21 protein-coding genes are annotated in these 21,568 nt (G+C 39.0%); all 21 read left to right on the top strand.

All coding sequences use genetic code 11. The annotated features are described in order from the left end of the window. The first annotated feature begins 30 nt into the window (after positions 1-30). The 21 genes from OZ002_RS05935 to hprK all read left to right on the top strand — a co-directional run bounded on the left by OZ002_RS05935 (position 31) and on the right by hprK (position 21,563). Positions 31-351: a PTS sugar transporter subunit IIB gene (locus tag OZ002_RS05935; protein WP_002292778.1), complete on the top strand. Its 321-nt coding sequence runs from the start codon at positions 31-33 to the stop codon at positions 349-351. Between the two features lie 218 nt (positions 352-569). Then, on the top strand, positions 570-1,745 hold the full coding sequence (locus tag OZ002_RS05930) for a DEAD/DEAH box helicase family protein (RefSeq protein WP_325082922.1): 1,176 nt from the start codon (positions 570-572) through the stop codon (positions 1,743-1,745). Beyond that, a complete protein-coding gene (locus OZ002_RS05925; protein WP_002299428.1) occupies positions 1,742-2,461 on the top strand; it encodes a ComF family protein in 720 nt (239 codons plus the stop codon). The genes OZ002_RS05930 and OZ002_RS05925 overlap by 4 nt, the downstream gene beginning before the upstream one ends. A gap of 127 nt (positions 2,462-2,588) precedes the next feature. Further along, entirely contained in the window at positions 2,589-3,140 is a 552-nt protein-coding gene (gene hpf / locus OZ002_RS05920; protein WP_002294985.1) for a ribosome hibernation-promoting factor, HPF/YfiA family, read from the top strand. A 222-nt stretch (positions 3,141-3,362) separates the two neighbouring features. Beyond that, positions 3,363-5,897 carry a preprotein translocase subunit SecA gene (secA, locus tag OZ002_RS05915; RefSeq protein WP_002289770.1) on the top strand — a complete coding sequence of 845 codons (2,535 nt, stop codon included), beginning with the start codon at positions 3,363-3,365 and terminating at the stop codon, positions 5,895-5,897. A gap of 125 nt (positions 5,898-6,022) precedes the next feature. Continuing rightward, a protein-coding gene (gene prfB / locus OZ002_RS05910) for a peptide chain release factor 2 (protein ID WP_096948712.1) occupies positions 6,023-7,124 on the top strand; the annotation gives its coding sequence in 2 pieces (ribosomal slippage) (positions 6,023-6,094 and positions 6,096-7,124; 1,101 coding nt in all). Positions 7,125-7,228: 104 nt separating this feature from the next. Further along, on the top strand, positions 7,229-7,915 hold the full coding sequence (gene ftsE / locus OZ002_RS05905) for a cell division ATP-binding protein FtsE (protein WP_002292768.1): 687 nt from the start codon (positions 7,229-7,231) through the stop codon (positions 7,913-7,915). Then, positions 7,908-8,792 (top strand): permease-like cell division protein FtsX, encoded by an 885-nt coding sequence (ftsX, locus tag OZ002_RS05900; protein WP_002294981.1) that lies wholly within the window; start codon positions 7,908-7,910, stop codon positions 8,790-8,792. The genes ftsE and ftsX overlap by 8 nt, the downstream gene beginning before the upstream one ends. A gap of 151 nt (positions 8,793-8,943) precedes the next feature. Then, positions 8,944-10,392, top strand: a complete 1,449-nt coding sequence (gene cls, locus OZ002_RS05895) for a cardiolipin synthase (protein ID WP_002306208.1) — start codon at positions 8,944-8,946, stop codon at positions 10,390-10,392. Between the two features lie 336 nt (positions 10,393-10,728). Next, positions 10,729-11,586 (top strand): phosphate ABC transporter substrate-binding protein PstS, encoded by an 858-nt coding sequence (locus OZ002_RS05890; RefSeq protein WP_002292763.1) that lies wholly within the window; start codon positions 10,729-10,731, stop codon positions 11,584-11,586. Between the two features lie 114 nt (positions 11,587-11,700). Next, positions 11,701-12,621 carry a phosphate ABC transporter permease subunit PstC gene (gene pstC / locus OZ002_RS05885; RefSeq protein WP_002292761.1) on the top strand — a complete coding sequence of 307 codons (921 nt, stop codon included), beginning with the start codon at positions 11,701-11,703 and terminating at the stop codon, positions 12,619-12,621. Continuing rightward, entirely contained in the window at positions 12,621-13,505 is an 885-nt protein-coding gene (gene pstA / locus OZ002_RS05880) for a phosphate ABC transporter permease PstA (protein ID WP_002292759.1), read from the top strand. Before pstC ends, pstA begins: the two co-directional genes overlap by 1 nt. A gap of 14 nt (positions 13,506-13,519) precedes the next feature. After that, positions 13,520-14,326 carry a phosphate ABC transporter ATP-binding protein PstB gene (gene pstB, locus OZ002_RS05875; RefSeq protein WP_010738840.1) on the top strand — a complete coding sequence of 269 codons (807 nt, stop codon included), beginning with the start codon at positions 13,520-13,522 and terminating at the stop codon, positions 14,324-14,326. Between the two features lie 15 nt (positions 14,327-14,341). After that, positions 14,342-15,100: a phosphate ABC transporter ATP-binding protein PstB gene (gene pstB, locus OZ002_RS05870; protein ID WP_002289489.1), complete on the top strand. Its 759-nt coding sequence runs from the start codon at positions 14,342-14,344 to the stop codon at positions 15,098-15,100. A 12-nt stretch (positions 15,101-15,112) separates the two neighbouring features. Further along, a complete protein-coding gene (gene phoU / locus OZ002_RS05865) occupies positions 15,113-15,790 on the top strand; it encodes a phosphate signaling complex protein PhoU (RefSeq protein ID WP_002289490.1) in 678 nt (225 codons plus the stop codon). Between the two features lie 237 nt (positions 15,791-16,027). Further along, positions 16,028-17,059, top strand: a complete 1,032-nt coding sequence (locus OZ002_RS05860; protein WP_010738839.1) for a YibE/F family protein — start codon at positions 16,028-16,030, stop codon at positions 17,057-17,059. After that, entirely contained in the window at positions 17,056-17,823 is a 768-nt protein-coding gene (locus OZ002_RS05855; protein WP_086273061.1) for a YibE/F family protein, read from the top strand. The genes OZ002_RS05860 and OZ002_RS05855 overlap by 4 nt, the downstream gene beginning before the upstream one ends. Positions 17,824-17,922: 99 nt before the next feature. Next, positions 17,923-19,491: a daptomycin-sensing surface protein LiaX gene (gene liaX, locus OZ002_RS05850; protein ID WP_002289495.1), complete on the top strand. Its 1,569-nt coding sequence runs from the start codon at positions 17,923-17,925 to the stop codon at positions 19,489-19,491. 296 nt (positions 19,492-19,787) lie between these two features. After that, on the top strand, positions 19,788-20,108 hold the full coding sequence (locus tag OZ002_RS05845) for a PspC domain-containing protein (protein ID WP_002294972.1): 321 nt from the start codon (positions 19,788-19,790) through the stop codon (positions 20,106-20,108). Then, positions 20,108-20,458 carry a phage holin family protein gene (locus OZ002_RS05840; protein ID WP_002289566.1) on the top strand — a complete coding sequence of 117 codons (351 nt, stop codon included), beginning with the start codon at positions 20,108-20,110 and terminating at the stop codon, positions 20,456-20,458. Before OZ002_RS05845 ends, OZ002_RS05840 begins: the two co-directional genes overlap by 1 nt. 166 nt (positions 20,459-20,624) lie before the next feature. Further along, positions 20,625-21,563, top strand: coding sequence for an HPr(Ser) kinase/phosphatase (gene hprK / locus OZ002_RS05835; RefSeq protein ID WP_325082920.1), 939 nt, complete (start codon positions 20,625-20,627; stop codon positions 21,561-21,563). Positions 21,564-21,568: the final 5 nt, after the last annotated feature.

Genomic DNA, 21,568 nt, shown 5'->3' with positions numbered 1-21,568 from the left:
CGTAGTTTGTTTTAAAAAGGAGAGAAAAGTATGGCTAAAAAAACAATCATGCTTGTATGTTCGGCTGGTATGAGCACAAGTTTACTAGTAACAAAAATGCAAAAAGCTGCTGAAGCAAAAGGAATCGACTCGGATATTTTCGCTGTGTCCGCTTCTGACGCAGATAACAATCTTGCAAATAAAGATGTAGATGTACTGTTATTAGGACCTCAAGTTCGCTTTATGAAAGCTGATTTTGAAAAACGTCTGGAACCAAAAGGCATTCCTTTAGATGTCATCAATATGGCTGATTATGGTATGATGAATGGCGAAAAAGTGTTAGATCAAGCAATCACGCTCATAGGTGAATAAATAGAACAGTATAACTATCGAACAAGCGATCCAAAAAATAGATCGCTTGTTTTTTCGTATATTTTTTTAGGGCGAATAATATGAATCATTTTTGGGGTAGAAGGCTTCTGACGAGAGATATTAAAGCAATAGACTGTGAGGAGGTAAATTTACCAAATTATGAGAAGATCGCAGCAGTGGAACGTTAGGGCAACTGGATTCTTTGTCATCGCTGTGGAATGAGGACGTCCGTCATTGATGGACAGCTTGCAGATTACGGTTATTTTTGTACACATTGTCTATATTTAGGGCGATGCGACACTCAACAAGATTTATATTTGTTTGATCAGCCTGAAGCAAAACCTCGAGAAGTCGTCTTTTTTTGGACAGGACAGCTTACTGAAAAACAAACGGAAATCTCAAAGAGAATACTTTGCCATTCAGAAAAAAGACATCATCTTATTTGGGCTGTAACAGGTGCAGGGAAAACAGAGATGCTTTATCCTATTTTAGTGGAAACTTTAAAAGCTGGAGGAAGAGTAGCGATTTGTACACCGCGAGTCGATGTTTGTAATGAATTGTTTTTACGCTATCGTTATGTTTTTCCAGAAGAAAAAATCACGTTGCTCCATGGGAATACAGCAACGGCTTATACCTTTACTTCTTTTGTTATCTGTACGATTCATCAGCTATACCGTTTTTATCGGTCCTTTGATTTAATAGTGATCGATGAGATCGATGCGTTTCCTTATAACGGGGATGCAGGATTAGCTCATGCTGTGCAAACAGCGATTAAACCAGACGGACGATTCATCTACTTAAGTGCCACACCTGATAAAAAGTTACTAAAGGAAATCAAGCAGACGTTTGACATCCACAAACTTGCTTTACGCTTTCATCGGCGTTTACTTCCTGAACCCGTCTTGGTTTTCATGAATAATTGGCGACAAAAATGCAAGAACAAGAAGAAGATAAAATCTTTGGTGCGGATCATTCATCAATTAATTAAAGAAAACCATATCCTTTTATTTTGTCCAAGTATCACGATGATGCATCGTTTGAAAGCCACACTTCAAGAGGCTCTTCCGAGATATGAGATCACAGATGTTTCTTCAAGAGACAATCAGCGGGCGGAAAAAGTCCAGAAAATGCGAGAAGCAAAATATGACATACTGTTAACCACGATGATCCTTGAACGTGGAGTCACATTTGAAAGAATATCCGTTATCGTTTTAGGAGCGGATCATCCGGTTTTTACTAAATCTTCTTTGGTACAAATCGCAGGAAGAGCCGATCGTAAAGGGCCTTATACGAACAGTCAAGTATACTTTTTCTATGAAGAAAAAACTGCAGCTATTCGAAAAGCTTGTCAGGAAATCAAAGAAATGAATGAAGAAGGGAAGAAGATGCTGTGAGGTGCAGTTGCTGCAGTAAAGATATCGTCCAAAATTTAACATTCAGCGAGATTATTGGTGTTTCGAAATACAGATTACCTCAGACTTGTTCAGTTTGTCGCGCACAATTTCATTTATTGGAAACAAGAGGCTGTTCTGGCTGTCAAAAACCAATCCATTTCAATCTAGAGAGTACGAAAAAGAAAGTAAAGTCTATTCCCGTTTACTGCAGTGACTGTCAAGAATGGAAGAAGAAATATCCGACCTATGATTTTCAGCACCGTGCCTTTTTTGTGTACGATGAAAATATGAAGGCCTGGCTCAATCAATACAAGTTTATGGGAGATATCCGACTAGCAGGCACCTTTGCATATAAATGGACGCAGATAAAAAAAGAATACCCGACATACATCTATTGTCCAATACCTTTATCTGAAAAAAGGCGAACAGAAAGAGGATTCAATCAAGTAAGCGAGATGTTGAAAGCAGCAAGAATTCCTTTTCAGATGCTACTCAAAAGAGAGAAGCATCTGCTGGCTCAAGCAAAAAACACGCGAAAGGAAAGATTGGAGATGCCTCAACCTTTTGAACTTGCAGTCACCTTTTCTAAGATACAAAATAAAAAAATATTGATTATTGATGATGTCTATACAACAGGACAGACTCTTTTCCACGCAGCAGATTGTTTGCAGGTCGCACAGCCGAAAATCATCCGAACTATTTCTTTGGCGAGATGAATTAGATGTGGAAATTTGATAGCGATTTAATTTGCAAATAACCTAGAGTTCGATATAATAGAATTAAGAAGAGGGAAAGAGTGGTCCTTCTCCTTCTTGATTGTGGTAGACGAAAGGGGTAATTTTTATGTTTAGATATAATGTACGCGGCGAAAATATCGAAGTAACTGAAGCGATTCGCGACTACGTTGAGAAAAAAGTAGGCAAACTAGAACGCTATTTCAGTGACGCACCCGATGCAACGGCGCATGTGAACTTAAAAGTTTATACAGAAAAAACAGCAAAAGTGGAAGTAACGATCCCATTACCTTATCTTGTATTACGTGCCGAAGAAACTTCTCCAGATTTATACGCAAGTATCGATTTGGTTGTTGACAAATTGGAACGCCAAATCCGCAAATTCAAAACAAAAATTAATCGTAAATCCCGTGAAACGGGCATGAATACTGCAGATGCTGCTGCTTTATTCAATGAAGAGGACGAAAACGAAAATGATTCTGAATTAGATATCGTACGTACGAAACGCCTTTCATTGAAACCAATGGATAGTGAAGAAGCAGTCTTACAAATGAACATGCTGGGACATAACTTCTTTATTTTTGAAGATGCAGAAACAAATGGTACAAGTATCGTTTACCGCCGTAAAGATGGAAAATACGGACTGATTGAAACAGACTGATCAGCCTTACTTAAATAACAACGAAAACTTGCAGCAGCTACTGACAGCTGCCGCAAGTTTTTTTGAGTTTCCCTCCTCTTTTAGATGAAATATGAATAAATTATGAAGTTCTTACTTTAATACGCTTAAGATATTTCAATTATCTATAACTAATGATAAAATGAAAAGTAAAGTCTACATAGTCTGGATAATAAACAGAAGGAAAAGGAGATTACACAACGCATGGCCAATTTGATTCGTTCACTTATCGAAAACGATAAGAAAGAACTAAAACGTTTAGATAGCATTGCAAAAAAAGTTGAAGCATACGCTGACCAAATGGCAGCATTAACTGATGAACAATTACAGGCAAAAACTGCTGAATTCAAGGGCAGATACCAAAAAGGAGAAACATTAGATCAATTACTTCCGGAAGCTTTTGCAGTCGTCCGAGAAGCAGCAAAACGTGTATTGGGGTTATATCCATACCACGTACAATTGATGGGTGGAATCGTGCTTCACGATGGAAATATCCCTGAAATGCGTACTGGTGAAGGTAAAACCTTGACTGCGACGATGCCAGTATATCTAAATGCTCTGACTGGCGAAGGGGTCCACGTAGTTACCGTCAATGAATATTTAGCAACCCGTGACTCAACGGAAATGGGCGAACTTTATAATTTCTTAGGATTAACAGTGGGGTTGAATATCAACTCAAAATCTTCGGATGAAAAACGCGAGGCTTATAATTGTGATATCACTTATAGTACGAATAATGAATTAGGATTTGACTACTTGAGAGACAATATGGTCGTTTACCGCCATCAAATGGTACAACGTCCGCTGAATTATGCCATTGTCGATGAAGTTGACTCAATCTTGATTGATGAAGCGAGAACGCCGCTGATCATTTCAGGGCAAGCAGAAAAATCCACAGCTTTATATACAAGAGCAGACAACTTCGTGAAACGTTTGAAAGAAGAAGAAGATTATAAAATCGATGTACAATCAAAAACAATCAGTTTAACCGAAGCAGGGATCGAAAAAGCAGAAGAAACATTCGGCTTGGATAACTTATACGACATTGAAAATACTGCATTGACCCATCACTTGGATCAAGCATTGAGAGCCAACTATATCATGCTTTTAGATATCGATTATGTTGTCCAAGACGGAAAAGTACTGATTGTTGACCAGTTCACTGGTCGGATCATGGATGGACGCCGTTATTCAGATGGACTTCACCAAGCAATCGAAGCTAAAGAAGGCGTAGAGATCGAAGACGAAACGAAAACCATGGCGACGATCACTTTCCAGAACTATTTCCGTATGTATAAGAAACTTGCGGGAATGACTGGTACAGCTAAAACAGAAGAAGAAGAATTCAGAGAAATTTATAACATCCAAGTATACCAGATTCCGACAAATCGTCCGGTTATCCGTGATGATCGTCCAGATTTACTTTACCCAACATTACAAAGCAAGTTCCACGCTGTCGTGCAAGATATCAAAGATCGCTACCGCAAAGGTCAACCTGTGTTAGTCGGAACTGTTGCGGTTGAAACATCTGAGTTATTATCAGATATGCTGAATCAAGAACGTATTCCTCATGAAGTGCTGAATGCGAAAAATCACTTTAAAGAAGCAGAGATCATCATGAATGCTGGTCAAAAAGGTGCTGTGACGATTGCTACCAACATGGCTGGTCGGGGAACAGATATCAAGTTAGGACTTGGGGTAAGAGAACTTGGTGGTCTAGCAGTTATCGGGACAGAACGACATGAATCTCGTCGTATCGATAACCAGCTTCGAGGACGTGCAGGACGTCAAGGAGACCCAGGTATGTCACAGTTCTACTTGTCATTGGAAGATGATTTGATGAAACGATTCGGTTCAGAACGAATCAAAGCTTTCTTAGATCGGATGAAGATCGGTGAGGAAGATGCTGTTATCCAAAGCAAGATGCTGACGAAACAAGTAGAATCTGCACAAAAACGTGTAGAAGGAAATAACTATGACACACGTAAAAACGTCTTACAATACGATGATGTGATGCGTGAACAACGTGAAGTAATCTATAAACAGCGACAAGAAGTAATCATGGAAGAAAAAAGCTTATCCAAGCCACTAATGAACATGGTCAAACGGACAATCAGTCGTGTAGTAGATGCGCATACACAATTAGAGAAAGAAAATTGGAATTTGGAAAGTATCATCGATTTTGCCGGCAGTACTCTTGTCCATGAAGATAGCATTACTCTTGCAGATATCGAAGGAAAAACAGCTCAGGAGATCAAAGAGTATCTAAACGAACGAGCACAAGAAGTATTTAATACCAAAGCGGCTCAACTAAATGGTCCAGAGCAACTGTTGGAATTTGAAAAAGTCGTGATCTTGCGTGTTGTGGACTCTAAATGGACAGACCATATTGATGCAATGGATCAATTACGTCAGTCAATCGGCTTACGTGCTTATGGACAGAACAATCCATTAGTCGAATATCAAACAGAAGGCTATAAGATGTTTGAAGATATGGTAGGCGCCATCGAGTATGAAGTCACTCGAATCTTTATGAAAGCTGAGATCCGTCAAAACGTACAGCGTGAACAGGTTTCTCAAGGAACAGCTTCTCACTCAGAAGACGGAGATGCCAAAGAAAATAGTAATACTAGCGCGAAAAAACAGCCAATCCATGTGAACAAGGTCGGAAGAAATGATCCTTGTCCTTGTGGAAGCGGGAAAAAATATAAGAACTGTCATGGAAAAAATGCAAACTAATTTCTGACAGCAGGATTGGTGAGACAAATTCTTTTTTTAAGAATTCGTCTCACCTTCTTTCTGTTATTTGCTGATTCTGTTAGACTAGATATAATGAAAAAAGTATAGTGAAAGAAGGAAAAAACATGGAAATATCCGAAATTCGAAATCTCCTGACAGAAATGCAGGAAAAGGTCACAAGTTTCAGGAGGTCTCTTTGACTTAGATCAGCTGGAAGAAGACATCGCGGAAGCAGAAGCAAAAATGGCTGAACCTGGTTTTTGGGATGACAGCGAAGCCGCACAAAAAGTGATCAGCGAAAATAACGCTAATAAAGAAACCTATGACCAATTCCATTCTCTTGCCGAAGAACTAGAAGAAATCGAATTGATGGTGGAGATGCTGCAAGAAGAACCTGATGCAGCAATGCAAGAAGAAGCAGAAACACGTATCAATGCATTAGATGAAAAAATGAAGACGTATGAATTATCTATGCTGTTAGACGGACCTTATGATCGAAACAATGCGATCGTCGAATTGCATCCAGGGGCTGGCGGAACGGAGTCCCAAGACTGGGGCAGCATGCTTTTACGTATGTATACACGTTGGGCAGAGCAGCATGGCTATCAAGTAGAAACACTAGATTATCAAGCAGGTGATGAAGCAGGGATCAAGAGTGTGACCCTGCTGATTAAAGGACATAACGCTTTTGGTTATCTAAAATCAGAAAAAGGTGTTCATCGCCTTGTACGGATTTCGCCTTTTGACTCAGCGAAACGACGTCATACTTCTTTTTGTTCGGTAGATGTGATGCCAGAGCTTGATGAAACGATCGATATAGAAATCAATCCAGATGATTTGAAAATCGATACGTACCGAGCAAGTGGTGCAGGTGGTCAGCACATCAATAAAACAGAATCTGCTGTACGGATCACTCACTTGCCTACAGGAACAGTAGTAGCTAGTCAGGCACAACGTTCACAATTGAAAAACCGTGAGCAAGCGATGGGGATGTTAAAAGCTAAGCTTTATCAATTAGAAGTGGAAAAGAAAGAACAAGAAGCAGCTGCACTTCGAGGAGAACAAAAAGAAATCGGCTGGGGTTCACAGATCCGTTCTTATGTTTTCCATCCATATTCTATGGTAAAAGACCATCGGACAAACGTAGAGACAGGAAATGTCCAAGCAGTTATGGACGGTGACCTTGATTTATTTATTGACGGCTATTTAAAAATGCATCTACAATAAGAACCCATTGTTAAATTGAAATAAAATTGTAAGATTTTGCAAGCATGTTGAAACATTGCCATGCTATAATAGCTAAAGACTGAAAAAGATATGGAGAGAACGCCATGATTGAAATGAAGGATGTAATGAAGAAGTACTCAAATGGTACGACCGCTATCCGCAATCTCTCGATTGTCATCGAACAAGGAGAGTTTGTCTATGTGGTTGGTCCGTCTGGAGCCGGTAAATCTACATTCATCAAATTGATGTATCGAGAAGAAAAAGCTTCAAAAGGAACTTTGAACGTCGCAGGTCATGATCTAATAGCAATCAAAAACCGCGAAGTTCCTTATCTACGCAGAGAAATCGGCGTGGTGTTCCAAGACTATAAATTATTACCAAGAAAAACAGTATATGAAAATGTTGCGTACGCTATGCAAGTTATCGGCAGAAAACCTCGGGATATCAAAAAACGAGTAATGGAAGTGCTGGACCTTGTTGGTTTGAAACACAAAGTTCGAGTCTTTCCTAGCGAATTATCCGGTGGGGAACAGCAACGTGTCTCTATTGCTCGGGCAATCGTGAATACGCCTAAAGTACTTATCGCGGATGAACCGACAGGAAATCTGGATCCAGAAAACTCATGGGAAATCATGAAATTATTAGATCGGATCAATGCCCAAGGAACTACTGTCGTGATGGCTACACATAACAGTACGATCGTAAATACGATTCGGCACCGAGTAATTGCTATCGAAAACGGCCGCATTATTCGAGATCAAGCGGAAGGGGAATATGGATACGATGATTAGAACCTTTTTCCGCCATTTATTAGAAAGTATCAAGAGTTTGAAACGTAACGGCTGGATGACAGTTGCTTCAGTCAGTGCGGTAACGATCACGTTGACTTTAGTCGGTGTATTCATGGCAGTTATCATGAATGCAACTAAATTAGCTCAGGATATAGAAGGAAACGTTGATGTCTCTGTATTCGTAGATATCGGTACAAAAGACGAAGAGATGAAAAAGCTAGAAAAAGAATTGAATGACTTAGATCATGTTAAAAAAGTTGAATTTTCAAGTAAAGAACAGGAATTGAAAAAAATCCAAAACGAAATGGGTGATTCCTGGAAATTGTTTGAAGGTGACAATAACCCGTTATATGATGTGTATGTAGTAAGTGCTACTGATCCTTCTTATACAAAACAAGTAGCAGAAGAAGCAGCAGATTTGAAGAATGTTTCTCGTTCTGATTACGGTGGAGCTTCCTCAGATCGGATTTTCCAAATCGCTGGTGCAGTTCGGACATGGGGATTAGTTGCAGCGGCATTGCTGCTGTTCGTAGCGATGTTTCTCATTTCGAACACGATTCGGATCACGATTTTGTCTAGACAGCGTGAAATTCAAATCATGCGTTTAGTCGGTGCAAAAAATGGATATATTCGCTGGCCGTTTTTCCTTGAAGGTGGCTGGATCGGTCTGATCGGTGCGATTCTTCCGATTTTGATCATCACATTTGGTTATGCATGGTTTTTCCAATTGATCAATCCATCATTATTACGTTCCCATTATTCATTGATTCATCCACAAAATATCGTTTGGAAAATCAATCTTTTAATGGTCGGCATTGGTGTGATCATTGGTTCACTTGGCTCGATCATTTCTATGAGACGTTTCTTGAAATTCTAATACCACAATATAAATAAAATGAGAAAGTTGGACAGTTTCGTTCCAGCTTTCTTTTTTTATTGGCTAGGAGAATAGAAGGAAGCGGCTTTTTTCCCTTTACTTTAAAAAACAACTTGGGTATTCTTAAGTTGGTAGAAGAAGAGGTGAAGCCGTGAAAATTATCGTTGACAATTTTTTTACGATCCTTTTGATTATGAATATTTTGCTTTCCTTTATCATCGTTTTTCGAGAAAGAAAGGAAACTGCTCAAACATGGGCATGGCTGCTCGTTTTGATGTTCATTCCAGTTGTAGGATTTATTTTATATATTTTTTTAGGAAGAGGGATTTCCAAAGAGAAAATCTTTGATTTGAAGATCCAAGGGAAAATCGGTAAGAACCTGGAAATTGAAGAAGACAAACAGGCATTGATGCGAGGGCTTTATCCTCATCCGCCTACTGGACAAGTAGATGTGAAACAATTGATCTATATGCTCACGGTATTTGAAAGTACGCTCTATACGACTAAAAATGAAATCACTTTATTTACAGATGGTCGTGAAAAATTCGATGCGCTGATTGAAGATATCAAGCAAGCAGAAGACCATATCCACTTCCAGTATTATATTTATCGCAGTGATGCATTAGGTGAAGAAGTTCGAGATGCATTGACAGAGGCGGCAAGACGAGGGGTAAAAGTCAGAGTCCTTCTTGATGCATGGGGTTCCACACAAGTTTCTTCCAGCTTTTTTCAGAATTTGAAAAAAGCAGGCGGAGAAGTCGCATTTTTCTTTCCTCTATTTGTTCCGTATATTAATCCTCGGATCAATTATCGCAATCATCGTAAAATCGTAGTTATTGATGGGAAAATCGGATATACAGGTGGGTTCAATGTTGGAAATGAATATCTAGGATTGGTAAAGAAATTTGGTTATTGGCGAGACAATCATTTGCGTATTTACGGAGAAGCGGTGTATACCTTGCAAAACCGTTTTTTGATGGACTGGAATTCTCAGCATACAAAAGAAGTAGGCTATTCTCCCAAATTTTTTCCGTCCATTCACTCTACTGGTGATATAGCTGTTCAAATCGTGACAAGCGGACCAGATACCGAACATGAACAAATCAAAATGACTTATTTGAAAATGATTTCGTTAGCCAAACGGGAGATATTGATCCAAACGCCTTATTACATACCGGATGGGTCGATTCATGAAGCACTGAAGTTGGCTCTTCTTTCAGGCGTAAAAGTTCATATCCAAATACCTAACAAACCAGATCATCTTCTCGTTTACTGGGCAACGTATTCTTTCGCTGCAGAGCTGATCGAGTATGGAGCAAGGATCGAAACATATGAGAATGGATTTATTCATGCAAAGACGATGATTATCGATGGTGGCATTGTTTCAGTTGGCTCAGCAAATATCGATGTTCGTTCATTTCGCTTGGACTTTGAGGTCAATACACTGGTTTATGATGAACGAATGGCTTCACGTGTAAGAAAAGCTTTTTTTGAAGACTCGAAAATTTCTACGCATCTCACAAAAGAAATGTATGAAAACCGAGGAATAATCATCAAGATGAAAGAAGGATTAGCAAGATTGATTTCGCCGCTCCTTTAAAACATAAAAAGGACATGAGAACCATCAACAGATGGAGATCTCGTGTCCTTTTATAACGGGGCCATTTCTGAGAGTACGTCAGAAATGGAGAAAGCGTCTCGCATGAGCGAAATTAACTTTGGGGTATCTCTTGTTTTTTGGGGAAAGCAAGAAATAAGCTAATATATGCTATTAAAAGAGACACATTTCAAAGCCAGTATAGCATAGAAACTTTTAATGAGATAGTTTTTTTTACAATTATGAGAATTTATTTTGTTATTTAATGATTTTGATTCGTTTTCATCAAGTAATGAAAATGATAAAATAAATATACTTTAGGATTAAAGGAGATTTCTAATGAAAAAACTTAAATTATTCTTACCAATAATAGGATTAGCTATTCTTTTATCAGGCTGTTCAAAGTGGATTGATCGAGGAGAATCCATTACGGCTGTTGGCTCTTCTGCTTTACAGCCTTTAGTAGAAACAGTTGCTGAAACTTACCAGACAGAAAATCCTGGAAAATTCATCAATGTACAAGGGGGCGGAAGCGGAACTGGTTTGTCTCAAGTACAGTCAGGAGCAGTCGACATCGGAAACTCTGATTTGTTTGCGGAAGAAAAATCGGGGATCGATGCCTCAGCATTAGTCGATCATCGAGTAGCAGTTGTTGGGATCACTCCTATTGTGAACAAGGATATTGGCGTAAAAGACATCAGTATGGAAAACCTGAAAAAACTATTTACAGGCGAGATCAAAAACTGGAGTGAAGTCGGTGGAAAAGATCAGCCAGTAGTTATATTGAACCGCGCTTCAGGAAGCGGAACCCGTAGCACGTTTGAAAAATGGGTATTGGACGGAGAAACAGCTGTTCAGGCACAAGAACAAGATTCAAGCGGAATGGTGCGCCAGATCGTTGCCGACACACCCGGTGCAATCAGCTATGTTGCTTTTTCTTATGTTTCCGATGATGTAGATACGTTGAATGTTAACGGTGTAGAACCGACAGATGAAAATGTGACAACGAACAAATGGACGATTTGGGCATATGAGCATATGTACACAAGAGATCATCCAAAAAAACTGACAAAAGAATTTTTAGACTATATCTTATCTGATGAAGTACAAGATAACATCGTTGGAGAACTAGGTTATATCCCTGTTTCTCATATGAAAGTCGAACGTGATTGGCAAGGAAATATCGTTAAAGAGTAATCTTTACACAAAATTTACAAACTTAGCTAAACTTTTACATGTTATTAAAACCAAATTGATGTTCAATTTGTACACTGAGTGAGTATGTTAAACCTGATTAAGGGGGAGTCATCTGTGGAAGATGTGAAAAAAGTATTATTAACAAAATCAAAACGTTCAAAAATGGAACAGCGTGGAAAATTCATCAGTTTTTTATGTATCGCGCTGATCGTGTTGGTTGTATTATCTATTTTTTATTTTGTAGCTAGTAAAGGATTGGCCACCTTTTTTACTGATAAGATCAATGTATTTGATTTTCTGTTTGGTACAGATTGGAATCCAAGCCAAATCGGAGCAAATGGGAAACCAATGGTAGGGGCATTGCCTATGATCACAGGTTCGTTTATTGTGACCTTTTTATCTGCTATTGTTGCCACACCATTTGCCATTGGTGCAGCAGTATTCATGACGGAGATCTCTCCTAAAAACGGAACGAAGATCTTACAGCCGGTCATCGAGCTGCTTGTAGGTATTCCTTCTGTCGTTTATGGTTTTATCGGTTTATCAGTTATCGTGCCTTTTGTCAGAAGTATTTTTGGCGGGACAGGGTTTGGTATCTTAGCTGGTACATTTGTGTTGTTCGTTATGATCTTGCCGACTGTCACAACGATGACTGTTGATGCATTAAAGGCAGTACCACGGCACTATCGGGAAGCTTCATTAGCGCTTGGTGCCACAAGATGGCAAACAATCTACAAAGTCGTGCTACGAGCAGCCGTGCCCGGGATTTTAACAGCAGTCGTTTTTGGTATGGCTCGTGCGTTTGGTGAAGCCTTAGCTATCCAAATGGTCATCGGTAATGCAGCATTGATGCCAACAGGACTTACTACTCCTGCTTCTACATTGACGTCCATCTTAACAATGGGAATCGGAAATACAATCATGGGAACAGTTGAAAATAATGTGTTATGGTCATTAGCGCTGATCTTGCTATTGATGTCATTATTCTTTAATATCGTGATCCGTATGATTGGGAAGAAAGGAGAGCTGAAATAATGAACGCAAAACGCTCAGATAAAATTGCTACAGGTGTTTTATATGTAGTTTCGGGGATCATCGTATTGATTTTAGCAGCTTTACTACTTTATATCTTAGTTCGGGGAATACCGCACATTTCATGGTCCTTCTTGACCGAACCTTCCAAAGCCTACCAAGAAGGCGGTGGAATCGGGATCCAGCTATTTAACTCGATTTATTTGCTTTTGATCACGATGATCATCAGTTTTCCTATTTCTTTAGGTGCGGGTATCTATCTTTCAGAATATGCTGGAAAAAACTGGCTAACAGATGTGATTCGCACGTCGATTGAAATCTTGAGCTCATTGCCTTCTGTCGTTGTCGGTTTATTCGGTTTCTTGGTTTTCGTTATTCAATTCCAGTATGGTTTCTCGATTATTTCTGGTGCATTGGCTTTGACTGTATTCAACTTGCCTCTTTTGACTAGAACAGTTGAGGAGTCTTTACAAGCGGTCCATTACACACAACGAGAAGCAGGATTGGCCTTAGGTTTGTCACGCTGGGAAACAGTGATAAAAGTGGTGGTTCCAGAAGCGACACCAGGGATTTTGACTGGTGTGATCCTAAGTTCTGGAAGAATTTTTGGTGAAGCAGCTGCATTGATCTATACGGCTGGACAAAGTGCACCTGCGTTAGATTTTACGAACTGGAATCCATTAAGTGTTTCAAGCCCGATCAGCATTTTCCGTCAAGCTGAAACATTAGCTGTCCATATTTGGAAGATCAATACAGAAGGCACGATGCCTGATGGTGTTTCTGTTTCGGCTGGCGCTTCTGCCGTGTTGATCATTGCTGTTTTACTGTTCAACTTCGGCGCTCGTGCGATTGGCAAACGATTATACCGAAAAATGACTTCAGCCTAAGGAGAAGAAGCAAAATGAAAAAATATAACTGGAATGAAACAAATGTCATCACCATGCCAAAAGAGAACGAAGTAGCACTATATACGGATGATCTACATGTCTGGTATGGCGACAATGAAGCAATCAAAGGAGTGGATCTGGAATTTGAAAAAAATAAGATCACTGCACTGATTGGTCCTTCCGGCTGCGGAAAATCTACGTATCTTCGTTCGTTGAATCGAATGAATGATGGGATCGCTAATACGAAAATCACTGGGAAAATCATGTATCAAGGCGTAGATATTAATGCGCCTCAAGTGGATGTTTATGAGATGCGCAAACGGATTGGCATGGTTTTTCAACGTCCTAATCCGTTCAGCAAGTCGATTTATGACAATATTACATTTGCTTTGAAACAGCACGGCGAAAAAAACAAAAAGAAATTAGATGAAATCGTTGAAACAAGCTTGAAACAAGCTGCCTTGTGGGACCAAGTAAAAGACAGCTTGGACAAAAGTGCCTTGGCTTTATCTGGCGGGCAACAGCAACGTTTATGTATTGCTCGTGCGATCGCGATGAAACCTGATATCTTGCTGCTAGACGAGCCGGCAAGTGCTTTGGACCCTATTTCGACAGGAACGGTTGAAGAAACACTTGTAAACTTGAAAGAAGACTATACGATCATCATCGTGACGCATAACATGCAACAAGCAGCTCGTATCAGCGACTATACTGCCTTTTTCTATCTAGGAAAAGTAATGGAATATGACAAAACTAACAAGATATTTACCAGACCAAAAATTCAGGCAACCGAAGATTATGTGTCCGGTCATTTTGGTTAAGACGGAGGCCTCAACATGACAAAAGAAATTATTTCATCTAAAGATCTTCATCTGTATTATGGAAAGAAAGAAGCACTAAAAGGGATCGATCTAAGTTTCAATCAAGGGGAAATCACTGCGATGATCGGTCCTTCTGGTTGCGGGAAATCCACTTATCTGCGTTCTTTGAACCGGATGAATGACCTGATTCCGAATGTAACGATCACCGGAAGTGTTTTATATAAAGACAAAGACATCTATGGTCCAAAAACAGATGTTGTTGAACTAAGAAAAGAAATCGGCATGGTATTCCAGCAGCCAAACCCATTTCCTTTTTCTATCTATGAAAATGTCATCTATGGATTGAAATTAAAAGGGGAAAAAGATAAAAAAGTCCTTGATCAAGTAGTTGAAGAAAGCCTGAAGGCAGCGTCTGTTTGGGATGATGTGAAAGACAAATTGCATAAAAGTGCTTTATCTTTATCCGGTGGGCAGCAGCAGCGTGTATGTATCGCACGTGTTTTGGCAGTTAATCCGGAAATCATCTTATTGGATGAACCAACAAGTGCGCTTGATCCTGTTTCTACTGGGAAAATCGAAAGTATGCTGTTAGAATTAAGAGAGCGGTATACGATGATCATCGTGACCCATAATATGTCTCAAGCTTCACGTATTTCAGATAAGACGGCATTCTTTTTAGATGGCCACTTGATCGAATACAACGATACGAAGAAGATATTCATGAATCCAGAAAAACAAGAGACAGAAGATTATATTTCAGGTCGATTTGGATAAGGAGGAAACGGAATGCTACGTACACAATTTGAAGAAGAATTGCTGAATCTCCATAATCAGTTCTACGAAATGGGGATGATGGTGAGCAGCGCCGTGCACAAGTCAGTTCGTGCATACATCAAACACGATAAAATCTTAGCCCAAGAAGTTATCGAAAACGATATAAATATCAATAACATGGAAACACGCTTGGAGAAGAAAAGTTTTGAAATGATCGCATTGCAACAGCCAGTTACAACTGATTTGCGTATGATCATTACGGTCATGAAAGCTAGCTCGGATTTAGAACGTATGGCCGATCATGCGGTGTCTGTTGCTAAATCCACGATTCGCGTAAAAGGGCAGACGAGAATACCGGAAATCGAAAAAGAGATCTCCGATATGTCTGATTATGTGAAAAAAATGGTGGACAACGTCCTAGTTGCTTATGTCAAAACAGACGAAAAAGACGCACGTACGATCGCCAATATGGATCAAAGAGTCAATGACTATTTCAATCGAATCTATAATGCAACAATCAAAAATATGCAGGAAAATCCTGAGACAGTCATCAGTGGAACAGACTACTTGAATGTTGCCAGTTATCTAGAACGGATCGGAGACTATGTGACAAACATCTGTGAATGGATCGTCTACTTGGCTACAGGGAAAATCACTGAGTTAAATACGAACCACAATGAGATTTTCTAAACTAAAGCGGTGATTCTGCCGTTTGTTTAGGAAAAGAGGTTGTGAAATCAGCGGTTGTGAAAAAGCTGTTCTGCATCAAGTAATAAGAACAGTCAAACAAAAAATAGCTCCTCCTATTTTTCATTTGGCTGGACTTATTACCGCAGATGCAAGCTTTTGAACACCGTTTATTCGGGAAAGGGTTTGTGACAAAACATGTCACAAACCCTTTTCATCATTTCATAGAAAGGATAAAGAATGCAAAAAAAAATTAGCATCATCACTATATTTTTTATTTGTGTGCTTACTTCATGGGTTATTCAGCATCAAGCTGCTTTATATGAAGTACCTGTCATCGAGATCGAAAAAGTACGAATAAAAGAGGATCATCAATTGATTACAGGAAGACTGATGAACACGGATCAAAAAGGAGAATCGATTTATTTATCGGTTCCTTATCAAAAAAATCAAATAGAAACAGCAAATATAAAAGCGAGACAAATGTATCTAGTCCAAATGCATGGAGATGAATGGCAGCTAGTAGCAAAAAAAAATGATGGCTGGCTTTTCTTCTTCACAAGTATCTTCATTGGCGCCATGTTGCTTATTGGCGGAAAACAGGGTCTATTTGCTTTAGGAAGTCTCATCATCAATATCGTTTTACTTTTACTTTTGTTGCTCATCTTTACTAAAACAGAAGGGATTTCTCTATTAAATATATCTATCCTGTTCGTCGTTATAGGGATGATTATTAGCATATTGGCTTTAGATGGATGGAATAGAAGCAGTATAATCAAAATTTCAGCTGCAGTTACGAGTGTTTTTTTAGCATTTTTTATTTGTCTTTTGACAATGAATCTTTGGAAAGACCAAGGACTGCGCTACGAGGAACTGAATTATCTGACACGACCGTATCGTTCTGTTTTTCTTTCTAGCGTACTGATTGGAACAGCTGGAGGAACACTCGATACCGTTATCACAGTCATTGCGACATTAGAAGAATTGACTAAGCGACAACCAGAAATAACAGCGAAACAGTTATGGCTTTCAGGAAGGCAAGTGGGTCGAGATGTGATTGGCTCGATGACCAATATCCTTTTGTTCGTCTATATCAGTGGGTCAGTTCCATCGCTTCTTTTATATTTAGGAAATCAATGGTCGTTCAAAGAAACGATAGAACAGCATTTATCATTGGAATTTTTACGCGTCATTGCTGGCAGCTTAGGAATAGTATTATCGATCCCTATCTCGGTCCTCTTTTTTCTGACTGTAAGGAGGCTGAAACGATGAATGTACTTATTATACTTGTTGGGATTTTAGCAATCAGCGTGCTACTTATTGGCGGTACGCAAGGTATGTATATTCTTTTAGGCTTATTCATCAATTTAGGGATCTTTTTCCTGTTGTTATTCGGTTATCATCAGAAGTGGCCGATACTGGCATTGTCGGTCATAGGATTTTTATTGATTGCTGTGGTTATCTTATTTTTTATCAACGGTTATAATCTAAAAATGCGTGCAGATTTTGTGAGTATACTGATCTTTTTATTTTGTTTCCTACTATTGCTTCCTATCACTGATTTTTTAGCGATCCAAGGTTTTACATCGGTAGAACTAGAAGAATTATCTGGCTTAGATAAGACTTTAGCGATTGATTTTAGATTACTTACGAGATCGTTGCTTCTGATTAGTCTTAGTGGTGCTGTTTTAGATGCGAGTGTAGCAATTTCTAGTGGGACATTCGAAGTATATCAGGCAAATCCGCAATTATCTTTTTACCAATTGCGCCATTCTAGTTTCGCTATTGCTAAAAAAATATTGGCGTCAACAGTAATGACACTTCTTTTTGCATTCATGGGAAGTTCTTTAGCGTTGATCCTCTGGTTTATTGATTTAGACATTCCTTTTCAGCAAGTGATCAATGAAAAATCATTTGTTCTAGAATATACGATGGCTATTCTTACCACATTGTCCGCACTACTTGTTCTTCCTTTAACCTGCGTGACTACAGCATATCTCTTTACAAAAAAGAAAGAACAACTCAAGATGGAGTAAAAGTTACAACTTAAGTCCTATGACATTTTTACTGAATCAGTGCATAATATGGATGTAAGGAAAAGCTTGCAAACAATTTTGCTTAAGGAGGCAATTTCCATGAAAGAAAGAGAACGTATTTTAGATTTAGTGAAAAAAGGAATCCTTTCGACTGAAGAAGGCTTAGATTTATTAGAAAGCATGGCAACTGAAAAAGACGAAAAGCAAATCAAAAAAGAAGCAGACAAGGTAACTGCTAGTCATAAAGAAAAAGATCAGGCAAGTCAATTGATCGATAAACTTGAAAACGGCGAAGAAGAAATTTCTGAGCCAGTTGATCCAAAGGAAAGAGAAAGACAAGATCAAGAAAACTTAGAAAAGATCTTAGATGAACTAGCAACTGAAGCGAATAAAACTTCGGCGCGTCTAGATGAAGTAAATGCTCAATTCGCTGACAATAAGGCAGCACGCAATGAGAAACAGGAAGCATTGATGCAGCTGAATACAAAAGAAGAATTAGGCGAGTTGACAGAAGAAGAATTAGCACAGCGTCAGACGTTAGAAGCAGAAATCAAAGAGTTAGAAGCTAGTGGCGATACACTGTTAGAAGAACAATTGAAATTAGAAGCAGAATTAAAAGATATCCGTAAGAATCAATGGTCTGAGAAAAAAGAAACGTTTACTGATAAGTTTGAATTGCCAGATGATTGGAAAGATCAAGCAACAGATACACTGAATCAAGTAGGCGAAAAAATGTCAGAAGCTGGATCACAGTTAGGAAAATTCTTGAAGAAAACATTCCAAACTGTTTCAGAAACAGTGAATGACAACATGGAATGGAAAGATGTCAGCTTGCGTGTCCCTGGGATTGCGACAACGAAATTTGAGCATGAATTTTACTATGAAGCTCCTGCAGCAAGTATCCTTGATATCAAGGCAGCAAACGGAAACGTGACGTTAAAAACGTGGGACAGCAACGATGTGAAAGTTGAAGCTAAGATCAAACTTTACGGAAAAATGGGTGCTGAACCATTTGAAGCATTCTCTGAACGGAGCCAGATTGAGGTTAATGAAGATCATATCTCCTTCCAAATTCCAAATAAACGTGTGCGTGCAGACCTTGTTTTCTACTTACCTAAACGAGTATACGACCACGCAGCTATTAAACTTCTAAATGGCAACATCATGATTGAAACATTGGAAGCTAAAGATATTTATACAAAATCTACGAATGGTAACATCATCGTGGACCAATTAACTGCAACGATGCTGGAAGTAGAAGGTGTAAACGGCAATATCGATATTCGAAACGGGAACATCTTAGATTCTATTATCGAAACAGTAAATGGTACAGTGACATTTGGTGCGACAGCAGAAAACCTTTCTGTGTCTTTGGTAAATGGTGATGTACGTCTTACGATTAAAGAAGATAATTTGAAAAAAGTAGAAGCAAGTTCAGTGAACGGAAATGTCAAAGTCGCTTTACCAGATGGCATCGGTTTGGAAGGACATGCTAAAACAAGTCTTGGAAGTATCAACAGCCGTCTGTCCAATTACGAAGTAGTTCGTGAGAAAAAAGAACGGACAAACCAAATGTTGCAATTCCGTCGTGTTTCAGATGGTGAAATCGCGCAAGTGCAACTTTCAACGACAACAGGAAGTATCTATTTAAAAGATACAGATAAATAAAGAGGTTGTGAAAGAGATGTTCAGCCTTGAGCAATAAGAAGCGATTTTGTAAAATAGCTTCCCCTATTTTACAAAATTGTGCCTTATTGCCGATAGGCTATCTCTTGAACACCGTTTACCAAGAGATTATGAACTTGCCAATTATCGCCGAGTCACAAGGAATAATTTCAAAAAAAGCTCGTCACGTTTTATGAATATGGTAATTTGTGACCGAGAATTTTGCAAAAAGACACCGATTAAGAAGAAGGTTGTCACAACGATTTTCTTCATTTAAAATAGTAGAACAGAGGTGAGACATGATGAAAAAAAAGTTGACAAAATCCAATAAAAATGTTGTTTTGACAGGGACTTTAGCAGGAATAGGAGAATACATCGGGATTGATCCGACTGTTATCCGTGTGCTTTATGTATTCCTGAGCTTAGTTGCTTTTGGAAGTCCAATCATTTTATACATTTTATTAGCTTTGATTATCCCATCTGCGCGTTCTGCACGAACAAACTATGGACATAACAATGCATATTATGAAAAAAACAATTATCGTGAACAAACTCGTGAACAAACAAAAAAACGCAAAGAAGCGGAAAAAATCGATGATGACGAATGGAGTGACTTTTAATGTCGTACTTTCAACGTATTTTAGTTAATACGTTAACATTCATATCATTGGCTGTTCTTTTTCCTGCGATGGTCCATGTGAGCAGTATTTGGACGGCCGTTCTTGCCAGCTTCGTATTGTCTGTGTTGAATATGTTTGTCAAACCGATTTTGACGATACTGTCCCTGCCCTTTACATTAGTCACATTGGGATTGTTTACGTTTGTTATCAATGCAGCGATTCTTAAAATGACCTCCTTTTTTGTGGGAGCAGAACATTTTAGTTTTTCTTCATTCGGTGCAGCGTTGTTAGTAGCTATCTTGATGTCGCTTGTCAATGTAATTGTCAGCGAACATAACAGTAGAAAATAAAAGAAAGCTGTGCCGAACTATCGGCGCAGTTTTTTTATTTAGAATCAGGAATGCGTTTTCTATTACATTGGTAATTAAATAAAAACGTTTTTTTTAATTGGTAGTACTTTTGGCTAGACAATGATAAAATGATAGAGAACACTCTAATAGAAATGAGGTAGCATGAATGTCAGAAGTTGTAAAAGTTAGCCAATTAGTGAAAAAATTATCTTTGGAAATCGTGACAGGCGACGAGAAAAGCTTAGGCCGTGTCATCGTAACTGGGGACATCTCACGCCCAGGACTAGAGTTGACTGGTTATTTTAATTATTATTCCCATAATCGTTTACAGCTATTTGGCAGTAAAGAAATCAGTTTTGCGGAACGGATGATCCCAGAAGAGCGTTTGATCATCATGAGAAGATTATGTAGTGAAGATATGCCCGCATTTATTATTTCAAGAGGATTACCAGCTCCAGAAGAAATGATCCAGGCAGCAAATGAAAATGGGATAGCTGTACTGCGTTCTCCCATCTCAACTTCTCGTTTATTAGGAGAATTATCCAGTTATTTAGATGGTCGCCTTGCCCCTCGAACAAGTGTCCACGGTGTTTTAGTGGATGTTTACGGATTAGGTGTACTGATTCAAGGTGACAGTGGGATAGGAAAAAGTGAAACAGCGTTGGAGTTGATCAAACGCGGTCATCGATTGATCGCAGACGATCGAGTAGATGTTTATCAGCAAGATGAATTAACGGTGATCGGAGAACCGCCTAAAATCCTGGAACATCTGATTGAAATCCGAGGAATCGGGATCATTGATGTAATGAATCTTTTTGGTGCGAGTGCGGTACGTGGCTCTATGCAAGTCCAGTTGGCTGTTTATCTGGAAGCATGGGCAAAAGATAAGAAATACGACCGTCTGGGCTCTGAAGACACGACCGTTGAAATCGCGGAAGTAGGCATTCCACAAATAAAAATCCCTGTCAAAACAGGACGAAACGTTGCAATCATCATTGAAGTAGCCGCGATGAATTTCCGTGCACGTACAATGGGCTTTGACGCAACGAAAACATTTGAAGAAAGATTAAGTCGCTTGATTGAAGAAAACTCAGGCAACGACTAGCAAGG

Source organism: Enterococcus sp. E4-150 (genome assembly GCF_035726465.1).
GTDB classification, from domain to species: Bacteria; Bacillota; Bacilli; order Lactobacillales; family Enterococcaceae; genus Enterococcus_B; species Enterococcus_B faecium.
This window is presented reverse-complemented; position numbering and strand designations above follow the sequence as displayed.